23 protein-coding genes are annotated in these 20,292 nt (G+C 56.1%); 14 read left to right on the top strand and 9 right to left on the bottom strand.

What is annotated here, in order from left to right; translation table 11 throughout:
- Nucleotides 1-213: 213 nt before the first annotated feature.
- Nucleotides 214-1,866, top strand: coding sequence for an electron transfer flavoprotein-ubiquinone oxidoreductase (locus ACZ5Q2_RS13850; RefSeq protein WP_432209961.1), 1,653 nt, complete (start codon nt 214-216; stop codon nt 1,864-1,866).
- A gap of 123 nt (nt 1,867-1,989) precedes the next feature.
- Here ACZ5Q2_RS13850 and ACZ5Q2_RS13855 read toward each other — a convergent pair whose 3' ends face one another.
- The 7 genes from ACZ5Q2_RS13855 to ACZ5Q2_RS13885 all read right to left on the bottom strand — a co-directional run bounded on the left by ACZ5Q2_RS13855 (nt 1,990) and on the right by ACZ5Q2_RS13885 (nt 7,481).
- On the bottom strand, nt 1,990-2,451 hold the full coding sequence (locus tag ACZ5Q2_RS13855; protein WP_432209960.1) for an FKBP-type peptidyl-prolyl cis-trans isomerase: 462 nt from the start codon (nt 2,449-2,451) through the stop codon (nt 1,990-1,992).
- A 201-nt stretch (nt 2,452-2,652) separates the two neighbouring features.
- Nucleotides 2,653-3,219: a DUF1285 domain-containing protein gene (locus ACZ5Q2_RS13860; RefSeq protein WP_432209959.1), complete on the bottom strand. Its 567-nt coding sequence runs from the start codon at nt 3,217-3,219 to the stop codon at nt 2,653-2,655.
- A 17-nt stretch (nt 3,220-3,236) separates the two neighbouring features.
- Entirely contained in the window at nt 3,237-4,133 is an 897-nt protein-coding gene (locus ACZ5Q2_RS13865) for a radical SAM protein (protein WP_432209958.1), read from the bottom strand.
- A 42-nt stretch (nt 4,134-4,175) separates the two neighbouring features.
- Nucleotides 4,176-4,625 carry a SixA phosphatase family protein gene (locus ACZ5Q2_RS13870; protein ID WP_431475060.1) on the bottom strand — a complete coding sequence of 150 codons (450 nt, stop codon included), beginning with the start codon at nt 4,623-4,625 and terminating at the stop codon, nt 4,176-4,178.
- Nucleotides 4,626-4,651: 26 nt separating this feature from the next.
- Entirely contained in the window at nt 4,652-5,713 is a 1,062-nt protein-coding gene (locus tag ACZ5Q2_RS13875) for an NAD(P)H-dependent glycerol-3-phosphate dehydrogenase (RefSeq protein ID WP_319634753.1), read from the bottom strand.
- Nucleotides 5,714-5,767: 54 nt separating this feature from the next.
- Complete coding sequence (locus tag ACZ5Q2_RS13880) at nt 5,768-6,259, bottom strand: STAS domain-containing protein (RefSeq protein WP_058089783.1); 492 nt, start codon at nt 6,257-6,259, stop codon at nt 5,768-5,770.
- Between the two features lie 13 nt (nt 6,260-6,272).
- A complete protein-coding gene (locus ACZ5Q2_RS13885; protein WP_432209957.1) occupies nt 6,273-7,481 on the bottom strand; it encodes a PP2C family protein-serine/threonine phosphatase in 1,209 nt (402 codons plus the stop codon).
- Nucleotides 7,482-7,595: 114 nt separating this feature from the next.
- On the opposite strand from ACZ5Q2_RS13885, the gene ACZ5Q2_RS13890 reads away from it, so the two are divergent.
- Nucleotides 7,596-9,080, top strand: coding sequence for an HD domain-containing protein (locus tag ACZ5Q2_RS13890; protein WP_432209956.1), 1,485 nt, complete (start codon nt 7,596-7,598; stop codon nt 9,078-9,080).
- A gap of 9 nt (nt 9,081-9,089) precedes the next feature.
- Here ACZ5Q2_RS13890 and ACZ5Q2_RS13895 read toward each other — a convergent pair whose 3' ends face one another.
- Entirely contained in the window at nt 9,090-10,100 is a 1,011-nt protein-coding gene (locus ACZ5Q2_RS13895; RefSeq protein ID WP_432209955.1) for an NAD(P)/FAD-dependent oxidoreductase, read from the bottom strand.
- 8 nt (nt 10,101-10,108) lie between these two features.
- Between ACZ5Q2_RS13895 and ACZ5Q2_RS13900 the strand changes: the two genes are divergently transcribed.
- From ACZ5Q2_RS13900 to ACZ5Q2_RS13945, 10 genes are all read left to right on the top strand, one after another.
- Nucleotides 10,109-11,065 (top strand): acyl-CoA desaturase, encoded by a 957-nt coding sequence (locus ACZ5Q2_RS13900; RefSeq protein WP_432209954.1) that lies wholly within the window; start codon nt 10,109-10,111, stop codon nt 11,063-11,065.
- Nucleotides 11,062-11,529, top strand: a complete 468-nt coding sequence (locus ACZ5Q2_RS13905; RefSeq protein ID WP_432209953.1) for a nuclear transport factor 2 family protein — start codon at nt 11,062-11,064, stop codon at nt 11,527-11,529. Before ACZ5Q2_RS13900 ends, ACZ5Q2_RS13905 begins: the two co-directional genes overlap by 4 nt.
- Complete coding sequence (locus tag ACZ5Q2_RS13910) at nt 11,526-12,308, top strand: SDR family NAD(P)-dependent oxidoreductase (protein WP_432209952.1); 783 nt, start codon at nt 11,526-11,528, stop codon at nt 12,306-12,308. Before ACZ5Q2_RS13905 ends, ACZ5Q2_RS13910 begins: the two co-directional genes overlap by 4 nt.
- Before the next feature lie 26 nt (nt 12,309-12,334).
- A complete protein-coding gene (locus ACZ5Q2_RS13915; protein ID WP_432209951.1) occupies nt 12,335-13,600 on the top strand; it encodes an NAD(P)/FAD-dependent oxidoreductase in 1,266 nt (421 codons plus the stop codon).
- A 2-nt stretch (nt 13,601-13,602) separates the two neighbouring features.
- A complete protein-coding gene (locus tag ACZ5Q2_RS13920) occupies nt 13,603-14,502 on the top strand; it encodes a DUF1365 domain-containing protein (protein ID WP_061332875.1) in 900 nt (299 codons plus the stop codon).
- Nucleotides 14,490-15,758, top strand: a complete 1,269-nt coding sequence (locus tag ACZ5Q2_RS13925) for an SAM-dependent methyltransferase (protein WP_061332874.1) — start codon at nt 14,490-14,492, stop codon at nt 15,756-15,758. The genes ACZ5Q2_RS13920 and ACZ5Q2_RS13925 overlap by 13 nt, the downstream gene beginning before the upstream one ends.
- Nucleotides 15,755-16,279: a DUF2878 domain-containing protein gene (locus tag ACZ5Q2_RS13930; RefSeq protein WP_061332873.1), complete on the top strand. Its 525-nt coding sequence runs from the start codon at nt 15,755-15,757 to the stop codon at nt 16,277-16,279. Before ACZ5Q2_RS13925 ends, ACZ5Q2_RS13930 begins: the two co-directional genes overlap by 4 nt.
- Nucleotides 16,276-17,013 carry a hypothetical protein gene (locus ACZ5Q2_RS13935; protein WP_061332872.1) on the top strand — a complete coding sequence of 246 codons (738 nt, stop codon included), beginning with the start codon at nt 16,276-16,278 and terminating at the stop codon, nt 17,011-17,013. The genes ACZ5Q2_RS13930 and ACZ5Q2_RS13935 overlap by 4 nt, the downstream gene beginning before the upstream one ends.
- 79 nt (nt 17,014-17,092) lie before the next feature.
- The gene (xthA, locus tag ACZ5Q2_RS13940; protein ID WP_061332871.1) at nt 17,093-17,905 is read left to right on the top strand and encodes an exodeoxyribonuclease III; all 813 of its coding nucleotides are present in this window, start codon (nt 17,093-17,095) and stop codon (nt 17,903-17,905) included.
- An 18-nt stretch (nt 17,906-17,923) separates the two neighbouring features.
- Nucleotides 17,924-18,553: a TetR/AcrR family transcriptional regulator gene (locus tag ACZ5Q2_RS13945; protein ID WP_061332869.1), complete on the top strand. Its 630-nt coding sequence runs from the start codon at nt 17,924-17,926 to the stop codon at nt 18,551-18,553.
- 3 nt (nt 18,554-18,556) lie between these two features.
- Here ACZ5Q2_RS13945 and ACZ5Q2_RS13950 read toward each other — a convergent pair whose 3' ends face one another.
- On the bottom strand, nt 18,557-18,976 hold the full coding sequence (locus ACZ5Q2_RS13950) for a phasin family protein (protein ID WP_061332867.1): 420 nt from the start codon (nt 18,974-18,976) through the stop codon (nt 18,557-18,559).
- A 352-nt stretch (nt 18,977-19,328) separates the two neighbouring features.
- Between ACZ5Q2_RS13950 and ACZ5Q2_RS13955 the strand changes: the two genes are divergently transcribed.
- Entirely contained in the window at nt 19,329-19,766 is a 438-nt protein-coding gene (locus tag ACZ5Q2_RS13955) for a YeeE/YedE family protein (RefSeq protein ID WP_061332865.1), read from the top strand.
- A 4-nt stretch (nt 19,767-19,770) separates the two neighbouring features.
- Entirely contained in the window at nt 19,771-20,208 is a 438-nt protein-coding gene (locus ACZ5Q2_RS13960) for a YeeE/YedE family protein (RefSeq protein ID WP_061332863.1), read from the top strand.
- The last annotated feature ends 84 nt before the right edge of the window (nt 20,209-20,292 follow it).

A 20,292-nucleotide genomic window follows, 5' to 3' on the forward strand; every position in this document is an offset into this window, starting at 1 on the left:
GTATACGTACAATGCCAAAGGTAAACGCAAATTTCAAACAAACGTTTGTTTGATTCCTGAAATGCGTTATCCTTTCGGGACAAAGGGCCCGTGTTTAGGGCTCGGGGCTGTCGTCTATAGGCATTTTTACCGGTATGATGTCGCCCCTGAATGAATTGAGTTAGGCCTGCGGGCAAACAACACCCACTAAAAAAGCTGTTTGAGGAGACCAACGTGGAACGCGAATCGATGGAATTTGATGTTCTGATCGTCGGCGGCGGCCCTGCTGGCCTGTCTGCAGCCTGCCGCGTGATGCAACTGGCGCAGGAAGCTGGCGAAGAACTGACTGTTTGTGTGGTTGAGAAAGGTTCCGAAATCGGCGCGCACATCCTCGCCGGTACGGTATTTGAGCCCACAGCCCTGAACGAACTGTTTCCGGACTGGAAAGAAAAAGGCGCGCCGCTGAACACGCCGGTTACCCGGGATGACATTTTCCTGCTCAAGAACCAGGAAAAAGCCACCAAGATTCCTAACGCCTTTGTGCCCAAGAACATGCACAACCACGGCAACTACATCATCAGCCTTGGTAACCTGTGCCGTTGGCTGGCTGAACAGGCTGAACAGCTGGGCGTAGAGGTTTACCCGGGGTTTGCCGCCTCTGAGACCATTATTGAAGATGGTCAGGTAAAAGGTATTATCACCGGTGATATGGGCGTTGCCCGTGACGGTTCCAAGAAAGACGGCTATATGCCGGGTATGGAACTGCGCGCCAAGTACACCCTGTTTACTGAAGGCTGTCGTGGTCATCTGGGCAAGCAGCTGATCAAGGATTACAAGCTGGACGAAGGCAAGGACCCTCAGCACTACGGTATCGGCATCAAAGAGTTGTGGGACATCGACCCGGCCAAACACGAGCCAGGCCTGGTGGTTCACACCACCGGCTGGCCGCTGAATGAATCCGGCTCTACCGGCGGCTCTTTCCTGTATCACCTGGAAAACGGCCAGGTTTATGTCGGCCTGATCACCGATCTGTCTTACAGCAACCCGCACCTGAGCCCGTTCGAGGAGTTCCAGCGTCTCAAGTACCATCCGGAGATCAAGAAATACCTGGAAGGCGGCAAGCGTGTTGCCTACGGCGCCCGCGCGATTGCCAAAGGCGGCTACAACGCCCTGCCGAAGATGAGCTTCCCGGGCGGTCTGTTGCTGGGTTGTGATGCCGGCACCCTGAACAGTTCCAAGATCAAAGGCTCCCACACCGCCATGAAATCTGGCCTGCTGGGCGCGGAAGCTGTATTCGAAGCTCTCAAGGAAGGCAAAACCGGTGAGGAAATCACCAGCTTCCAGAAGCGTTTCGAAGACAGCTGGCTGTACAAGGAGCTCTACGCCGAGCGTAACTTCGGCCCGGCCATGCACAAATTCGGCAACATTGTCGGCGGTGCCATTGCCTTCTTCGAGCAGAACATTCTGCGCGGCAGCCTGCCGATCACCTTCCACGACACGACTCCGGACTACGCCACCCTGAAGCCGGCGTCTGAGTGCAAGAAGATCGACTATCCGAAGCCGGATAACAAGCTGACGTTTGACCGCCTGTCCTCGGTGTTCATCTCCAACACCAACCATGAGGAAGATCAGCCGGTTCACCTGAAGCTGACCGATCCGGACATTCCGCTGAAAGAGAACCTGCCGAAGTACGACGAGCCAGCGCAGCGTTACTGCCCGGCCGGCGTATACGAAGTGGTCGAGAAAGACGACGGCAGTGGCAAGAAGTTCCAGATCAATGCCCAGAACTGTGTTCACTGCAAGACCTGTGATATCAAGGATCCTGCCCAGAACATTACCTGGGTAACGCCGGAAGGCGGCGGTGGTCCGAACTACCCGAACATGTGACGGGTGTACTAGCCAGAAAATACCGGAGCTTGCCTCCGGTATTTTTTGCCACGAAACCCACGAAAAACATAAAAAAACGGCCCCCGCAGGAGCCGTTTTTTTTGATCAACCTTTCGGAAGAGATCAGTGCACGTGGCCGTGCTCTTGCTCTTCGTCGGTTGCTTCGCGAGCTTCAACCACTTCTACATCGAAGTGCAGAGTCTGGCCAGCCAGCGGGTGGTTGGCGTCGATGGTGACGGTCTCGTCACTGACCTCAACAACGCGAACAATTTGGGGGCCACCCGGAGTCTGGGCCTGGAACTGCATGCCCGGCTCGATGGTGTCGACGCCTTCGAAGGCAGAACGCGGAACCGGCTGGATCAGCTCTTCGTTAACTTCACCATAGCCTTCGGCCGGGGCAACGGATACTTTCAGCTGATCGCCTGCGTTCTTTTCGTTCAGTGCGCTTTCCAGTCCACCGATAATGTTTTGTGCACCTTCCAGGTAAGACAGCGGCTCACGGCCTTCTACACGGGAGGAATCGAGTTGCTCTCCCTGGTCGTTAGTGAGCGTGTAATGGATGGTGACAACACGAGGTTGGGCCATGTGATCTCCTTGCGTGTCGCAATGACTGTGTATTTAGATTGTAGGCAATCGAAAGTGTTCGTGAACAGCCATACTGCACAGAGGGACTAACGACCACCGGGCCTCGTTAGAGAGCCAGGCTCGGTAACAAGTATGAAAACACAGTTTAACAAGTGACAGACTGCGTTTTCTACCCTATTTATAGAGGCGAACTTGCGCTTTTCAACCGCCCTGCCCGATTTTCCAGAATTTTCCGTGACTAAGCACACCGTACTGGGTTTCCCCATTGTCGTGCTGTTCTTCGACCAGGTCAGCCAGCTCGTAGAATGCCGCCGTCACCAATCGGGCCTCAATACCGTGGCGGACGTAAACCACTGGGCGGGGCTCATCGCTGTTCGGGTACTGGCTAACCGCCAGTGGATGCTCTGGCCCTATTTCAAGAACTTCACCCATGTTGGTGGTTAGTGAGAGCACTTGCCCGGCGCCCTCTCCTTTGCGTGCCAGGGAGTGTGCCAACAAGGGGGCATCTTCTACCTGTATGCGCCATTTCTCGACAGGTGTGACCAGGTAATGGTGCCCGTCGTCTTCCCGGCGCAAAATGGTTGAGAACAATTTAACCGTGGCTTCCCGCGCGATTGGCGCTCCCTGGTAAAGCCACTGGCCGTCGCGGGTTATCACCAGGTCCATGTCGCCGGACAACTCCGGATGCCACTGGTGCAGTGGCAGAAGGCCCTTTGCACTACTGTGTTGCTGTACCGATCGTTCGATATCATCAGGCTTCATGTTCATTGGCGGAAACTCCCAGGTTACAGGCCGCGCATCCATTCGGCACGCAGCGGCGCGGCGCCAGGGTCACGAATAGCAAGGTCAACCTCGCCGAGAAGTCGCTGCTTATCGCGCCCAAGGGTGCCCTTGAGGACCAGGTAATTGGATGCGTGATCACTACGGAATATGGTGCTCTCGAGTTCCAGGTGCTCGAGAAACACCCGAATCTCTTCGAACAGTCCCTGCTGGCTCAGGGGAACGAAGTCGTCGCCGAAACCGGTGCGAAAGCGCTCCTCACCCTGGGGAAAGCTCACCACCAGCGTGGACAGGTAGTCGGGCTGAGTCTCGTTGCAAAGAGTGGCCGTGTTGATGGCATGCTGCCGGGAGAGCACCTCGCCCCCAAGACCGTTGAGCACCATCACAGAGCTGGTCAGCCCCGCCTGCTTTATTTTCTCCAGAGCCGACCGGGTAGACTCCCAGGTTTCGCCCTTGTTGATCCGGCGAAGCACTTCGTCATCACCCGATTCCATACCGACGTACAGAATGCCCAAACCGGCTTCCCGCAACTCGACAAGTTCTTCCACGGATTTTTTTGCCAGGTTGCGGGGCAAACAGTAACTCGACACCCTGCGCAGACCAGGGAAAGCCTGCTTCAGGTCGGCCAGAATTTCCAGTAAGCGCCGGGTTGGCAGAACCATGGCGTCGCCATCTGCGAGAAACACCCTTGGTACGGATTCGAAGGCCTCAGCGGCCCGGGCAATATCACGGCGAATATCGTCGGGTTTGCGCGCGCGGAATTTTTTCTGGGGCTGGGTGTACATTGTGCAGAAGGTGCACTGGTTCCAGGAGCACCCGTTGGTGACCGGCAGTATCAGCGATTTGGCTTCACTCGGTGGCCGGAACACCGGCTCAACGTATTCGATGGGAAAGCTGTACATGGCGTCTCAGCAACAATTCAGGGAAGTTGGGTATGGGTAAGATCAGGGCAAAAACTGGGCTTTCAAGTCTGCGCAGCCGGGTCCCACCACTGGCATGTCGAGCAACACCGCCTGCGCAGTCATGAACGGTATGCCTTTGCGGTGGCCATCCACCAACAGGGTGGACAGACAGCCAACGAACGGCATGTGAGACACCAGCATCAGCGGCGAGGCCTTGTTCTCCAGCAGCAGATCGAGGCACTTTCCGGGGTCGTCATCCGGGGTGATGACCGGACATTCTTCAACCGGGCAATTGAGCACTTCAGACACAATCGCCGCGGTCTGGCGAGCGCGCGTAAACGGACTGGCCCAGATTCGCTCCGGCCGCCAGGGAGATTTGGCGATCTGTGCAGCCACAGATGCGACTCCGGCCCGGCCGGCTTCCGTCAGCTCCCGTTCCTGGTCCAGGGTGTGCCAGCCGGCCTCACCATGGCGCATGATGATCAGATGCAAGGTAATCCTCCCTGCCCGGCGCGGGCTTACTGGCTGATGGTTCGGGGCAGAATAAACTCAACGTCGGAATTCTGGACAGCCATCATCAGGCTGTTGATTACCGCGTTGATGGACGCGCCTTCGTACAGGATTTCATAGAGCCCCCTCACCAGAGGCATATAAATACCAATGGCCTCTGATTTCTCCCGGACCAGCTTCAGGGTATAGATACCCTCAGCTACCTGCCCCAGCTCCTGTGCGGCTTCGTCAAGCTTCTTGCCTTTACCGACCGCATACCCCACCCGGAAGTTCCGGCTTTTGTTGGAGGTACAAGTGGCAATGAGATCACCAACGCCAGCCAATCCCATGAAGGTCATCGGGTTGGCGCCCAGGCTGACCGCAAAACGGCTCATTTCCGCCAGGCCACGTGTAATCAGCATCGCCTTTGCGTTCTCACCCATTTCCAGGGCGTTGGCCAGGCCGGCTACGATCGCGTAAATATTCTTCAGTGCTCCGGCCAGCTCCACCCCGTACACGTCGACGTTTGCGTAAACCCGGAAGTACTCGCAACCAAGCAGCTCCTGAATGGCCCGGCGCACATCCGGATCTTTGGCGGCAATCACGGTGGCCGTCAGCTCCCGGTTAACAATCTCGCCTGCCAGGTTGGGGCCACTGAGTACGCCGGTGCGGCAACGGGGAATTTCTTCCTGAAGAATCTCGCTCATCAGCTTGAAGCCGTGTTCTTCGATGCCCTTGGTCAGGCTGACAACAATCTGGCCGTCCCGGAACACCTGGCTGTTTTCCCGGATAACGGCACGAAATGCCTTGGACGGAATGGCAACCAGCACCACCTCCGCTTTGCGAACGGCATCTGCGAGATCAGTCGTGGGCTGGATATCGCCCTCCAGGGTGATACCTGGCATATAGCGTTTATTAATACGGTTCTTACGAATATCGTCGGCCTGCTCTTCATCACGCATCCAGAAGTGGACGGTGTGGCCATTCTCGCCAAGTACCTTGGCCATGGCAGTGCCGAAACTGCCGCCACCCAGAACGGCGACGTCACGAGGGCCCGCTCCAGCGGTGCGGTAGGTTGCGTTTTCAGACATATCAGTTCCGTTTTGTTGCTTCGGGGGCACCGCAGGGAACGCGTAACCGAACGTTCAGCCCGGTTCTTCGCACTCCAGTGCGCGCACCAGGTTCTTGAATTCTTCCCTGTTTTTGCTGTTCATACCCATCAACACTTTGTGGGCGTCGAGCACTTTATCTCTGACCTGCTGTTCACTGGCCTTCAGTACGGGGATTTCTTCGAGCTCTTCAATTCTGGAGGCAGGCTCCCGGACAATGATGAAAATCTTGTCGAAGCCCATAGAGGCGATAATGCGGGTAATATCGGGGTTGGTCGAGATCAGAGTTGGTAAAAACTGGCTTTGCTTCTGCGCCGCAAGGGCTATTTTGGCCAGCAGGCCCAGGGTGGTGCTGTCGATGATTTCCGTTTCGGTGAGATCGACCACAACCGTTTTGAACTGGGGATCACGGGTGATGGACTCAACCAGATTGTCCAGCGTCGAACACAGGTTCAGCCGGATTTCCCCAATAAACTTCAGGACGTAGATTCCCTGCTTCTCAGCTTGCAGGATTTTATAACCAGCCATTTTCACACTGCCACTAAGTCGACGACGTGTTGTCTGAACCATCTATGGTATCAGTTACCGATACTATCGCGATATCATCCGGCAGCTCCGAGATCTTACCAAGCCCCAGAGCGTCGCTCAGCGATGCGATAGTGTGACTACCTCCTGATACGAGTTCAAGTAGTGTCTTCTCCTTTTCATCCAGGGATTTGGCAGGAATCACTTCCAGAATCCCGTCTGAAAACAGCAACAGCCGGAACGGCTTGTCCAGCTTGACCTCGTAAACCTCCCACTCTGGTGCCTCAAACAACCCTACCGGGAGCCCACTGCCTTCCAGAAAACGGGTTTCGCCGCCCTCGAACGACAAAATCGGCATCGGGAAGTGTGCACCAACCGCATAACTTAATGTACGGGTGGAAATCGAGATAATGCCAACAAATACGGTTACGTGCTTACCGAGACCGGTATCCAGAAGCTCCGAATTGATCCGTTCCAGAAACCGTTCCGGGTACAGGATATCGTCGCTGGATTGGCGGCGCATATTGCGCTGCAGGCGATTGGTCAGGTTCTTGAGCAGCACCGTGACAAACGCCGAGCTGGCGCCATGCCCCGATACATCGGCAATATAGACCAGCACTTTGTCTTCGGTGATGCGGAAGTAGTCCAGGAAATCGCCGCTCAGGTAGAGCGAAGGCTTGATCAGGTGGTCCACCTGTAAACCGGACAGCCGCAGCTCGTGGTCCGGTAACATTTTGAGCTGGACCTTGCGCCCGGCGTTCTGGTCAGCCCTCAATTCCGCGATACCGGTGCGCAGTTCGCGGTTGGCTTCTTCAAGCTCCTGCCGGTACAACTGGTTCAGGCGATTCACCCTTACCCGGTCAAACAGTTTGCCGATAACGTCGTCCAGGGCGCCCTTGTCGTCGTTACAGGGTTTCAGAACAACATCCGCTGCACCTGCCCTGAGGGCCTGGACAATCTCAGCACTGGATTCACTGCAGGTACAGGCAACGATGGGGGTAAAGCTGTCGGCTTCATCCAGCCGCTTTGACAGCTCCCGGATGGCCTCGGGGGGCAAATCTGCAAAGATGACATCGGGAGTGTTATCTTCGAAAAGGCTTCGGGCGGCGCTGACATCGGGAAATCCAGTCACGTAGAAGCCTCTCGCTTCAAGGTAGCGGGACAAATCCGATCTAGCCTGTTCGTTGGCGTCAATAATCAGAATGCGCTCGGTGCGCGAGGTCATGTTGATTGCCTTAAACTACCAGCGATAAAAGAGAAATTGGCTTCATAACGCCTATTCTGGCATGCCCCTGTGATATAACAAGGGCCGTGTCATTAAATTGGGAGATTTGTAACCATGCGACGTGCCGTCAACGACCTGCTCGGAGCTTACGACAAGCTCATCATGGACCCCGTGCACGGCGGCATTCCCTTGTATCGGCATGAAATCCAGGTGATTGACCATCCCCTGTTCCAGCGCCTGAGAAACATCTGCCAGAACGACATCCTGAGCCTGGTATTCCCCGGCGCGACCCACTCCCGTTTCCTGCACAGCATTGGCGTAATGCATGTGGGCACCCGTATGTTTCGTTCGATGATTGATGCCTACCTGCGGGAAAGGCAACTCAGCGAACGCACAGATCTGAGCCTGAGCCAGCTGGACGCCATCGATTACCTGGCCAAAACCATTCGCCTTGGCTGCCTGCTACACGACAGCGGCCACTCCAGTTTTTCGCACCAGTTCACCCAGGCCCGCCGCATCCGTGAACTCATGTCGCGACCCCAGCGTTTCCGGGACCTGTGGCGAGAGGTCGATTTCACCCGTTATCACCCGGAGGAGCCAGGAGAACTGGAACATGAACATTATTCCGTCCGGGTTGCCCATGACGTGCTTTCATCGGTAGATCTGGAGAACGCCGGGCTGAACGCCGTTGATGTGATTGGCATCATGGAGACCACTGACGTAACCCCAAGCGACACCTTCTGCCGCCACGCCCGCACCTTCTGGGAATTCATTGCCGGAGAAGATGCGGTCGCAGGCACCATCGGTGAACAGGACGTGCCGGCCCTGGTCATGGGGTTGCTGTCGTCCATTGTGTCCGGTGAGATCGATGCTGACCGGGCAGATTACATGCTGAGGGATGGTTTCCACAGTTCCGTTACCATCGGCGGGTTCAACCTGGACCACCTGCTAAGCAACCTGAGGTTTGGCTGGGATGTGTCCGAACCCTGGATGGGCCTGGCGATTACCCAGAAAGGCCTGGGTGCCCTGGAAGATTTCGTTTACAGCCGGTATCAGATGTACCGGAAAGTCTACGCCCACAAAACAGCCCTGGGTTTCGACTGGCTGCTGCGGGAAGCCATCAACGAAGTACTGGAAGACGCGGAAAGCTTCGACTGGATCGACACCTGCCTGAGCGATATGAGGTACTTTGCCGAGCTGACCGATAACTTCTTCTGGGAAGCTTTCCGGAAAGTGGCCCGCAAGCATCCGAAAAGTTATTCATTCTGCATAGTAAACCGGGTGAAGCTGCACCACCTGGATACCCGGGAAAATCTCGACAAACAGCAGATTGCCGACCACAGCCACTGGCTGGCTGGCGAGTTGGCCATAGACCCGGGCAACGTGGTGACCTGCTCCATGCGCGCCCGTTTCTCGAATATCCAGGACAACTTCAACGGCATAAAGGTATTGGTGAAGAATCCGATCTCCCGGGAGCGCTCATTGCGCAAGATTACCGAGGTCAGCGCGTTTTTCTCGAAGTTTGGTGACGGCACCATCACCCATTTCTACAGCCGGCCGGAAGTCACCAGGATGGCGCCTCCCGACCTGCTTGAATAGACTGGTGCGCTACTGAATCGCGGCAACCAAGCGGGTGGCGCTTTCCCACGCGCCTTCCACCCGGCCGCCAGCCAGCCAGTCGCCCGCCAGCCCAACCCCATTCTCGGCATCGTACCGATAACCGGGCTGACTACTCCAGGCCGACCGGGCATAAAGCCAGCGGTGGGCCACCGTCTCATCGGGCCGGGCATCGGCACCGGTTAACGCCGCGAATTCGCCCACCAAAGCGTTGCTGACATAGCCCGGCTCTGCATCCACATGGGCCTTGGTCCACTCCGGGGTGGCATGCAGCACCCACCATTGGCCGGAATCATCCCGGCCCGGCTTGGAGGAGTTGTTAGCAACCCAGTAGAGCACCTCAGAGTGCGGGCGCATGGCGTCTGCGTCTACCTCCGGTGGCTCCGAATAGTGAGCCGCGACTGCCCAACACGGGAGAATCTGATCAACCGGCTTTTCCAGCTCTTCCGCCAGCCCGTCAAGCTGGCTCGCCCGTAACAGTTCCCGGGCCTGGGCCGGGGGCGCGGTGATGATCACCTGGTCGAAAACACCGTGGTTCAGTCCTTCTGTACAAACCAGTTGCCACTGGTTACCGGAACGCTCCAATCGTTCAATTCTCACCTGGGCAGTGACATCAACGTGAGCAGACAATGCGCGGGTGATGGCGGTCATTCTCGGTACGCCAACATAACGCTTCTCTTCCGGAAACGGCTGCCAGTTCAGGGTGTCGTCCTGAAAACGAAATCTGGCCGGCCATTCGAGGAACGCATCGCTTCCCGCCCAGCGCTGCAAGAACGAAAGAAACTCACGGTTGCGGGCGGTAAAATATTGAGCACCAACATCGGCAGAGCCACTACCCACTCTCTTGGAGGCCATACGACCACCGGGCCCGCGACTTTTCTCAAACACCGTGACACTATGGCCCAGTTGGCCAAGTAAAATTGCAGCCGTGAGGCCTGCCAGACCTGAACCGATAACCGCTACGCTGCGTATTGATGTGGTGTCTGATGTCACTTTAAGCATGGTTGTATATGGCCCGATTGAATTACTGGTTAACAAACATTCTGAGATGGTTCGATTCCGAAGCCGGTTCAGACCACCTGGACTCCAGTTCCAGATCCTTTAACTGGGTGAGGGTGCTGCCTTTTATCGCATTGCATCTTGCTTGCCTGCTCGCATTTTTCACTGGTGCCAGCACGTTTGCCGTCGTGTTCGCCGCAGCCTTTTTCGTCATCCGGATGTTTGCCGTCACTGGCTTTTATCATCGCTACTTTTCCCACAAGACATTCAAGACCAGTCGCACTGCCCAGTTCGTGTTCGCGGTACTGGGCGCCAGTTCGGCCCAGCGAGGCCCACTGTGGTGGGCCGCTCACCATCGGCACCATCACCAGCACTCCGATAATGCGGAAGACCTGCACTCACCCCACCACGGCGGATTCTGGTGGTCTCACGCCGGCTGGTTTACCTGTGATGCCGGTTTCAGTATGGATGAACGCCGGGTACGAGACTGGTTAAAATTTCCGGAACTCAAGTTTATCAACCGTTTTGATTCATTGATCCCGGTGGCGGCAGCCGTGCTGATCTACCTCGGTGGTGAAGCCCTGGCAGTATGGGCGCCGGGGCTGGGCACCAATGGTTTGCAACTGCTGGTTTGGGGATTTTTCATCTCAACGGTGTGCTTGTTCCACGCTACGGTATCCATCAACTCCCTGTCACACGTGTGGGGAAAACGTAGGTTCGAAACCGACGACGACAGCCGGAATAATTTCTGGCTCGCGCTCATTACGCTGGGCGAAGGCTGGCACAACAACCATCACCGCTGGCCGCAGTCTGTCCGTCAGGGGTTTCGGTGGTATGAGATAGATATTACCTGGTACGGGCTCTGGGCGTTGTCCAAGCTCGGGATAGTGTGGGATTTGAACCCAATTCCGGCACATATCCATAAAGAAACACGTGAATTGGACGAACAGAGGAGGAAGCGCAAATGACAACTGCTTCTGCCATTGAGGTCGGCTCACCGAACCCCGCCCTGCCAGCTGTGCTCGACCAGTTCTGCGCCCTGTTCAATCAGCTGGACAAGGGCAATCTGCACAAACTACAGCAGGTTTATGGTGAAGACATCGAGTTTCAGGATCCATTCGGAACGGTGAACGGCCTGGATGAACTGACGAATTACTTTGCCGACGCCTACGGCAACGTTATCCGTTGTCAGTTCCGCTTCAACAGTCCAGTGATCCAGGACTCCTGGTGCACGATTCCCTGGATAATGGAGTTGCAGCACAAGCGCATCAAAGGGGGAAAAACCGTAGAGGTTGAGGGTATCAGCCACCTCCGTATTCTGGACGGTCGGGTACGGTACCACCGGGATTACTTCGATGCCGGCCAATTACTCTATGAAAATCTTCCGGTAGTGGGCGGCGTGATCCGCTGGGTCAAGGAGCAGGCAGGGTGAGCAAACGCCTGGAAACCGCCAGCAACATCTGGCTCACCGGCGCATCGTCTGGTATTGGCGAGGCACTGGCGAAACAACTTACCACCCACGGGCACAGGCTGATTGTCACCGGGCGCCGGAAAGAGGCACTGGATGCCCTGGTGAATCAGCATCCCGAACAGTTGCTGGCCGCCCCCGCCGACACCACCCGTAAGAGTGACCTTGAGGCTTTAAAGGATTCTCTGGGCTACTTTGGTGATCTGGATATGGCGATACTGAATGCCGGTATCTGCGAATACCTGGAAATCGCCGAGTACGACAGCCACGTTATTGAGGCCAACATGATGACCAATGTGGTTGGCACCGCCCGCAGCCTGGATATCGCGCTCCCAGCGCTCAGGGCCACACGGGCCAAAGGTAAACCGGCAACACTGGTGATCGTCAGCTCGTCGGCCTGGTGGTTTCCCTTTGGCCGGGCAGAGGGTTACGGCGCTTCAAAGGCTGCCCTGACCTACTTTGCTCACGCCCTGAGGGCCGACTTGGCGGCGGAAGGCGTCGACGTGGTGGTGGTTTCACCTGGCTTTGTAAAAACACCTCTGACGGACCGTAACGACTTCCCCATGCCCTTCATCATCAGCTCGGAAGATGCAGCCCACCGCATCGTTAAAGGGCTTGAAAAGGGTAAAACGGAAATCGCCTTTCCCCGGCGTTTTACCTGGCTGCTCAAAGCGCTGGGCGCCTTACCTCAAGGCCTTGTGGATCGCATGGCCGCATCCATGGCCCGTAACAACCACTCTTGAACACTTTGGTAACAGGAAAAGATTGCATGAACCCGAATCGTCAGCGTATTGCTGTGATTGGTGCCGGGGTATCCGGCTTGACGGCGGGCTGGCTGCTTAGCGAAAAACACGACGTTCAACTGTTCGAGGCTGGCGATTATGCGGGTGGCCACACCAACACCGAGCAAGTTGAGGCTGGCGGGCGCGTTTGGCCGGTGAACACCGGTTTTATCGTGTTCAATGACTGGACCTACCCGAATTTTATCAAACTGATGGACCGCCTGGACGTAAAGTCGGAAGTCAGTAACATGAGTTTCAGCGTGGACTGCCATGTGTCTGGCCTGCAGTACAACGGGACCAGCCTCAATACGCTGTTTGCCCAGCGCAAGAACCTTCTTAACCTGAACTTTCTGAAGATGATCCGGGAAATCCTCCGGTTCAACAAGGAAACTCGCGCCGATCTCGCTGCCGGCCAGATCCCAGAAGGTGAAACCCTGGGCGAATACCTTAACCGCAATCGCTACAGCCGTTATTTCCGTAACAACTACATCGTTCCGATGGGTGCTGCTATCTGGTCTGCCCCGGAAATCGTATTGGAGCAGTTCCCGATCCGGTTTTTCCTGCAGTTTTTTAACAATCACGGCATGCTTTCGGTGGACGACCGCCCAACCTGGCGGGTGATTTCCGGTGGTTCCGCCACCTACGTGGACAAGATGATGGCGCGGCTGGGCGACCGCACTCACCTGAACAGTCCGGTAACGGCGATTACTCGGGACGAAGAAGGCGTCACCATTGTCGTGAACGGCCAACAGCACCGGTTCGATCAGGTTGTGCTGGCCTGCCATAGCAACCAGGCGCTGGCGATGCTGAATGATCCGACCGATCAGGAACGGGACATCCTTGGTGCCATCGGCTACCAGAAGAATGATGTAGTGTTGCACACCGATGCCAGCGTTTTGCCATCCACCCGGCTGGCCTGGGCAGCCTGGAACTACATGATTCCCGAACACAGCACCCAGCCGGTGTCGGTGACCTACAACATGAATACCTTGCAGAACTTCGATGATGCGCCTGAAACCTTCTGCGTTACGCTCAACCGCAGCCATGACATCGACCCCGCCAAGGTCATCAAGCGATTTGAATACGACCATCCGGTGTTTACCCTCGAAGCCGTGGCCGCCCAGGAGCGCTATGACCAGATCGGCAACCGTAACCGGACCCACTACTGTGGCGCCTACTGGTTCAACGGCTTCCATGAAGACGGTGTACGCAGCGCATTGCGCGTTACCCGCGCGTTCGGGGTGGAGCTCTGATCATGGCCAGCCAGTGGCTAGAAGGCACTATAAGACATCGGCGTAAGATTCCGGTTTTGCACGAGTTTAAGTACAAGATCGGTATGCTGGCGTTAGACCTGGATGACTGGGAGACCATCACCTCTTCGAGCCCGTTCTTTTCCCTGGAACGGTTTAACTGGATGTCTCTGTACCGGCGGGATTACCTGAACCCGGAAGTGCCCAGTCTGCGCCAGGCAGTGTTCAACCAGGTGAAAAGCGCCACTGGCTGGGCACCGGACGGCCCAATAGAGCTGATCACTCATCCGCGCTACCTGGGATACGTCTTCAATCCAGTCAGCTTTTATCTTTGCTACAACCACGGCGAAAGCCCTCAAAACGGCGACGTTCCCCGAGTGATTCTGGCGCAGATTACCAACACACCCTGGAAGCAACGCCATATTTACTGCCTTGAGTGCCATCAGCCCGGATCTACCCTGACCGGGGCGTGGCATACCGAACGCTTTGCCTTCAGCAAGCGCTTTCACGTGTCCCCGTTCAACCGCATGGATCAGCAGTACCAGTGGCTGTTCAGTTTCAAAGGCCCCGAGCTACGTATTCACATGAACGTGCAACAGGGACAGGAAAAACATTTTGATGCCACCCTGGTAGTCCAACGCAGCCCGTTTGAACGTAAAACACTGCACAGAAGCCTGAGGCGTTTTCCCCTGGAAACCCTCAAAGGCACGGCCGGCATTTACTGGAATGCCCTGAAGCTGAAGCTCAAGGGCGCGCCTTTCTACACCCACCCGGACAAGCTGGACAAAACGGACAGCCAATATCGAAAGGGCGTGGAAGATAAAGGCGCAGAGATCACTTTAACACCGGCACCCAGGCACTCAGATTCAGATATAGCGGGAAGGGTAAGCTCATGGAGAACCTGAACACATCCGTAGACAGCCAGCGCACCAGCCAAACGCCGCTGGTAAGCCGGATTGCAAAACAGCTTGTCTGCCAGCAGCTGTCACAACTGGCCCACGGCAAATTGGTGGTCAAGGAATACGGTGCTGAGGATCTCGTCTACGGTGACGGGGACCCGCAGTATCCGGCAGCGGAACTGGTAATCCATGATCACACCACCTGGCGTGATCTGGTGACTGGTGGCAGCGTTGGGGCTGCCGAGTCCTTCGTTGCAGGGGACTGGAGCTCTCCGGACCTGACCGCCCTCCTGCGTTTTTTCAGCCGAAACCTGGACACCATGAATGCCTTTGAAGACAAGTTCAGCTGGGTAAGCAAGCCGACCCTGAAAGCGCTGCATTGGCTGAACCGCAACACCCCTGCCGGTTCGCGTAAGAACATCAGTGCCCACTACGATCTGGGTAACGATTTGTTCCAGCTCTTTCTTGACCCAACCATGATGTATTCATCGGCCATTTACCCGAGCGCGGACTCAACACTCGAAGAAGCCGCGGTCTACAAGCTGGATACCATCTGCAAGAAGCTGGACCTGCAGCCAGAGGACCGTGTGATCGAAATAGGCACCGGCTGGGGCGGGTTTGCCATTCACGCCGCCAAGCATTATGGCTGCCACGTAACCACTACCACCATCTCCCGGGAGCAGCTTGAGCTGGCCAAAGAGCGGGTGAAAGCCGAAGGCCTGGAAGACCGTATCACCCTGCTGTTTGATGACTACCGTGACCTGACCGGGCAATTCGACAAGCTGGTGTCGATCGAAATGATTGAGGCCGTTGGACCGCAGTTCCTGGACAGCTACCTGGCCCAGATCAGCACGTTGCTCAAGCCGGACGGCCTTGCCCTGGTGCAGGCTATTAATATGCCGGAGCAGCGTTACGACCGGGCCCTGAAGAACGTCGACTTCATTCAACGGTACATTTTCCCGGGCAGCTTCATACCCTCATTCGGAGCCATTATCACGTCCATGCGCCGCGGATCCAACCTGGTGCTGACCCACTCCGAAGACTTCGGCTTCCATTACGCCCGCACCCTGCGTGACTGGTGTGACCGGTTCATGGCAAACCGGAACACCCTGCTTGAACGTGGCTACGACGAGGCCTTCCAGCGTCTATGGCACTTCTACTTTGCCTACTGTGAGGCGGGCTTCAGCGAACGGGCCATTGGCGTGGCCCACTTGGTGCTGGCCAAACCCGCCAACAAGCGCGCCAACATACTCAGTTTATGATCGCCTCAGACACCGCCCGTAATATCCTGAACTTCGCCCTGTTCCAGACAGGCTGGCTGGTGTGCGTTCTGTTTCCCGGCCTGGCTGCCGCCGGGCTGGTGTTGATATTTCTGGCCATCCACTTTGCGTTGGTGAGCCAGAAGCGCTTTACCGAGCTCCAGTTCATCGGCTTCGGGGTGGTGCTTGGCAGCCTGATGGATACACTCTGGTTCCGAACCGGTGTACTGGGCATCAATGGTTCCGATGAAGTGCTGGTTGCGCCCCCCTGGCTGGTCGCTATCTGGGCCATATTCATGACCACCCTGTGCCACTCACTGGGCTGGATAGCGCAACGCAAATGGCTACCTTATGTGTTTGCGCCGATCGGAGGGCCGTTCGCCTATTGGTCCGCCAGCAAACTGGGTATCGTCACCCTGCCCGACCTCACGATCTCTCTGGCCGCCATGGCCGTGGGGTGGTTCCTGTTATTCCCGTTGCTGCTTTTCGTTCGGAAGACCCTGTACTCGGAGTTGCAGCCATGATTCGTTCAGCCATTACCTTCAGCGCCCTGACCATTCTGGCACTGCCCGTAAACGCCAACCAGTTCGTGTTCACCGGCACAGCCAAGAGTAACGGTGGCACGTTGCTTTACCAGGAAGTCCATCGGGTTGAGGGCCATTGTGCGGAAGGCATCTTCGAACCCCAAACTCACTCAGTGAACTACCGAAAGGAACCTGGCGAGGACCCCTTCGCAACCAAACAGATGAACTATGAAGACTCCTCGCTCCGCCCGAGCGTGGATTTTCAGCAACCGGACTTCAACGAGAGCCTGAAAATCACCTACCCGGAGGCGAACCGCCTGGATATTGAATGGCAGACTCCCGCCGGCGACGTTGAGAGGTACGAGGTAGATTTTGATAATCGGTTAGTGGTGGATGCCGGTTTTGATCATCTGGTCCGCGCCAACTGGGGCCAGGTTACCCGGGGAGAGTCGGTGGAGTTTCGCTTCCTGGGCCCGACACGGGGCGAGCATTATGGGTTTGTACTGGAACCCACCCGCAATAACCAATTGAACTCCGATGTTGTCCTTCGTATTCGCCCCACCAGCCTGGTTCTCCGGTTTCTGGTTGACCCTATCGTGCTGGGGTACAACAAAGAGGGCGCACTGACCGAGTACCTGGGCCTTACCAACATCCGTGAAAACGCAGATGCCAATTTCACCGCGCACATCCGCTACGAGGTGGAACAATACCCGGATTGTGAACTGACGCCCTGAACCCGGCCCGGCCGCCAAACAGATAACCGGCCACGGTGTGGTAAACTCTCGGGCAAAACGTACCGGAGACTCCACCCCCATGATGTTTGTGTCGTTTAACGTCAACAGTATCCGCACCCGTCTGCACCAGCTTGAAGCTGTGATCGAGCAACTGAACCCGGATATCATCGGGCTTCAGGAAACCAAGGTCACTGACCAGGAATTCCCGGTAGATGACATCCGCAAACTCGGCTACCACGTGCACTTTCACGGCCAGAAAACCCATTATGGCGTCGCCCTGCTCTCCCGGGCCGAGCCTGAGTCGGTCCAGAAGGGATACAGCACCGATGACGACGATGCCCAGCGCCGTCTTATAACCGGTCGCTTTACCGTGAACGGAGAGCCGCTGACCGTGATCAACGGCTACTTCCCCCAGGGTGAGAGCCGGGATCATCCGGTGAAATTTCCCGCAAAACAGAAGTTTTACCGGGATCTGATGGCCTACCTGGACGACTTGAAAAGCCAACCTGGCCATGTGATTGTCATGGGCGACATGAACATCTCGCCCACAGACAAAGACATCGGCATTGGCGCGGATAACGCCAAGCGCTGGCTGCGCACCGGGAAATGCAGTTTTCTGCCAGAGGAACGGGAATGGCTTGCCCAGGTTGAAAGCCGGGGCTATACCGACGTCTTCCGGTACCTTCACCCGAACGAGGCCGATACCTTCAGCTGGTTTGACTACCGAAGCAAAGGTTTTGAACGGGACCCTAAACGGGGCCTGCGAATTGACCTGATTATGGCCAGCGACAGCCTGCTGCCCAAAGCCACAGAGGCCGGCGTATCCTATGATATCCGAGGTATGGAACGGCCATCAGACCACTGCCCGGTATGGGCGCGGTTTGACCTCTGAGGAATCGATTCAGCGATTATGAAAAAAATCAAAACCAGGGACAGGATTCTCGGCACCAGCCTGGCGCTGTTCAACAGCCTGGGCGAGCCGAATGTCACCACCCTGCTGATCTCCGATGAGCTGGACATCAGCCCGGGCAATCTCTATTACCACTTCAAAAGTAAGAGCGACATTGTCGACGAGCTGTTCCAGAGCTTTGAAGCAGAAATGGTGGACTTACTCGCGGTGCCGGACGACGCCGATATTTCACTGGACCAGTTCAGCTTTTTCCTGCATTTGCTGTTTGAGGCTGTCGCCCGATATCGTTTTCTGTATCAGGATCTGGTGAACGTGCTGTCTCGCTACAGCCAGCTGCAAGTGCGGTTTAAACGGATTCTGGCGAAGAAAAAAAATGCGTTTCGGGTTTTGTGTGAGAGCTTTCAAAGCCAAGGGGTCATGACCATCAGTGAAGACGAGCTGCTCTCACTGTGCGAACAGCTCACCCTGACGGCCTGTTATTGGAGCAGCTTTGACACGCTGTCCCATCTGGATGACCGGGAATCGGTAGATCCGGGCAAGGGAGTGTATCAAATGCTGCACCTGATCCTTCCGTACCTGGCGGAACAGGAGCAACAGGAGATTCAGCTGACCAGCCGCAGCTACCTTTGAGGGTTATTCTTCTTCATCCGAGGCTGGTGAATCACCCCGCAATCTGGCCAATTCGCTTTCCAGCGCTTCAATCCTGCGCTCCATCGCTTCAATTTCCTCGCGCCGGTGAATACCAAGGCGACGCAAAGCACCGGATACGCGCTGGTCGAACATGTGCTCAAGCTTGTCCCAGGTTCCGGTCGCCTTTTCCTTAACCTCACCAACGCGACCCTCTACGGTCTTGATCTGCTTTTCCACCACGCCCCGGGTCCTGGTTTCCAGCTGCTCACCCTCCTGCACCAGGCGCTCAAAAAACTTACCCGCATCTTCCTCGGCCTTGGTGTATGCACCCAGACCCGCAAGCCAGATCTGGCGGGCGGAATCCTTGATTTTGTCCGCCAGCTGCGGATCATTTTCCGGGTTTTTATCGTCGTGGTCTGACATGAATACCTCTTGGCAACAAAGCGGGAACGGTCTGGCCCCATTGTATTACAGCCAAACGGGGATTTCAGTGGTCATTCACACCTCCCTGAAACCCGCATAACGAAGGGGCGCAGTATAAACACCCAAGGCATATGAAAAAATGTTTTCAAACGAAAGCCGCTCTCACTTGAACTGCTCACATTATGGTCAATACTTCCCGTTACCGGCATCCCAGTTGATGTCGGTTTGTCTGGAAGTCTTTCATGGATACTACTCGCACGCCTCTGCCCGGCATTCCTTGCCGGGCTTTTTTTTTGGTATTATCGCCCATACTTATAAGCTTATTCCTCAAAGCGAAACCTGGAGCACGTAAATGATTGAGATTGCCTGGAGCCAGTTTACCCCTGGCACTGCACTAACTGGCGGTATTCTGATTGGGCTGGCCGCCGCCAGCTTCCTGCTTCTGAACGGCCGCATTGCCGGCATCAGCGGCATACTCGGCGGTTTGCTTACCCCCACCAGAAGCGACATTCTGTGGCGAATTGCCTTTCTTGCCGGGCTGATTGGGGCACCAGCGATTTGGACACTGGCAGGCCAGTTACCACCTATCGAAATCAACGCCGGTTACCCTGCCCTGATTGCCGCCGGCCTGCTGGTGGGCATTGGAACACGCTATGGGTCTGGCTGTACCAGCGGTCATGGGGTTTGCGGTTTGTCCCGGCTGTCTGTTCGTTCCCTGGTGGCCACCCTCAGCTTTATGGGCATGGGGTTCGTGACCGTTTATGTTATCCGTCACCTGATTGGAGCCTGAAGCTATGAAATATCATATTGCTTCCCTGTTTGCCGGCCTGATTTTTGGCCTTGGTTTGATTGTTTCCGGTATGGCCAACCCGGAAAAAGTCCTCGGATTTCTGGATATCGCCGGTGCCTGGGACCCATCCCTGGCCTTTGTCATGGGCGGTGCGGTTATTGTTGGGCTGGTAGCCTTCACCATCGCCCGCAGACGCACATTGTCATTCCTGGGCTTCAACATAAAGCTCCCCACCAACACCCAGATCGATAAACGGCTGATCGTCGGTAGTATGATGTTTGGGGTCGGCTGGGGTATTGCGGGATTCTGCCCGGGGCCGGCTTTGGTTGCCTTTGGTGCGGGCGAAATCAAAGCTGTGGTCTTTGTTGCATCGATGGTCACAGGTATGATTCTGTTTGAAATTGCTGAGCGTATGCGGGCATCATCCGGTCATAATGCCTAACCCCTGAGCAACACGACCCGATCACAGCATTGTGCCGGGCCCCAAGGGGCCCGTCTTTAAATCCCCGGCCATCAACCATTGGAG

It is taken from the genome of Marinobacter alkaliphilus (genome assembly GCF_055394375.1).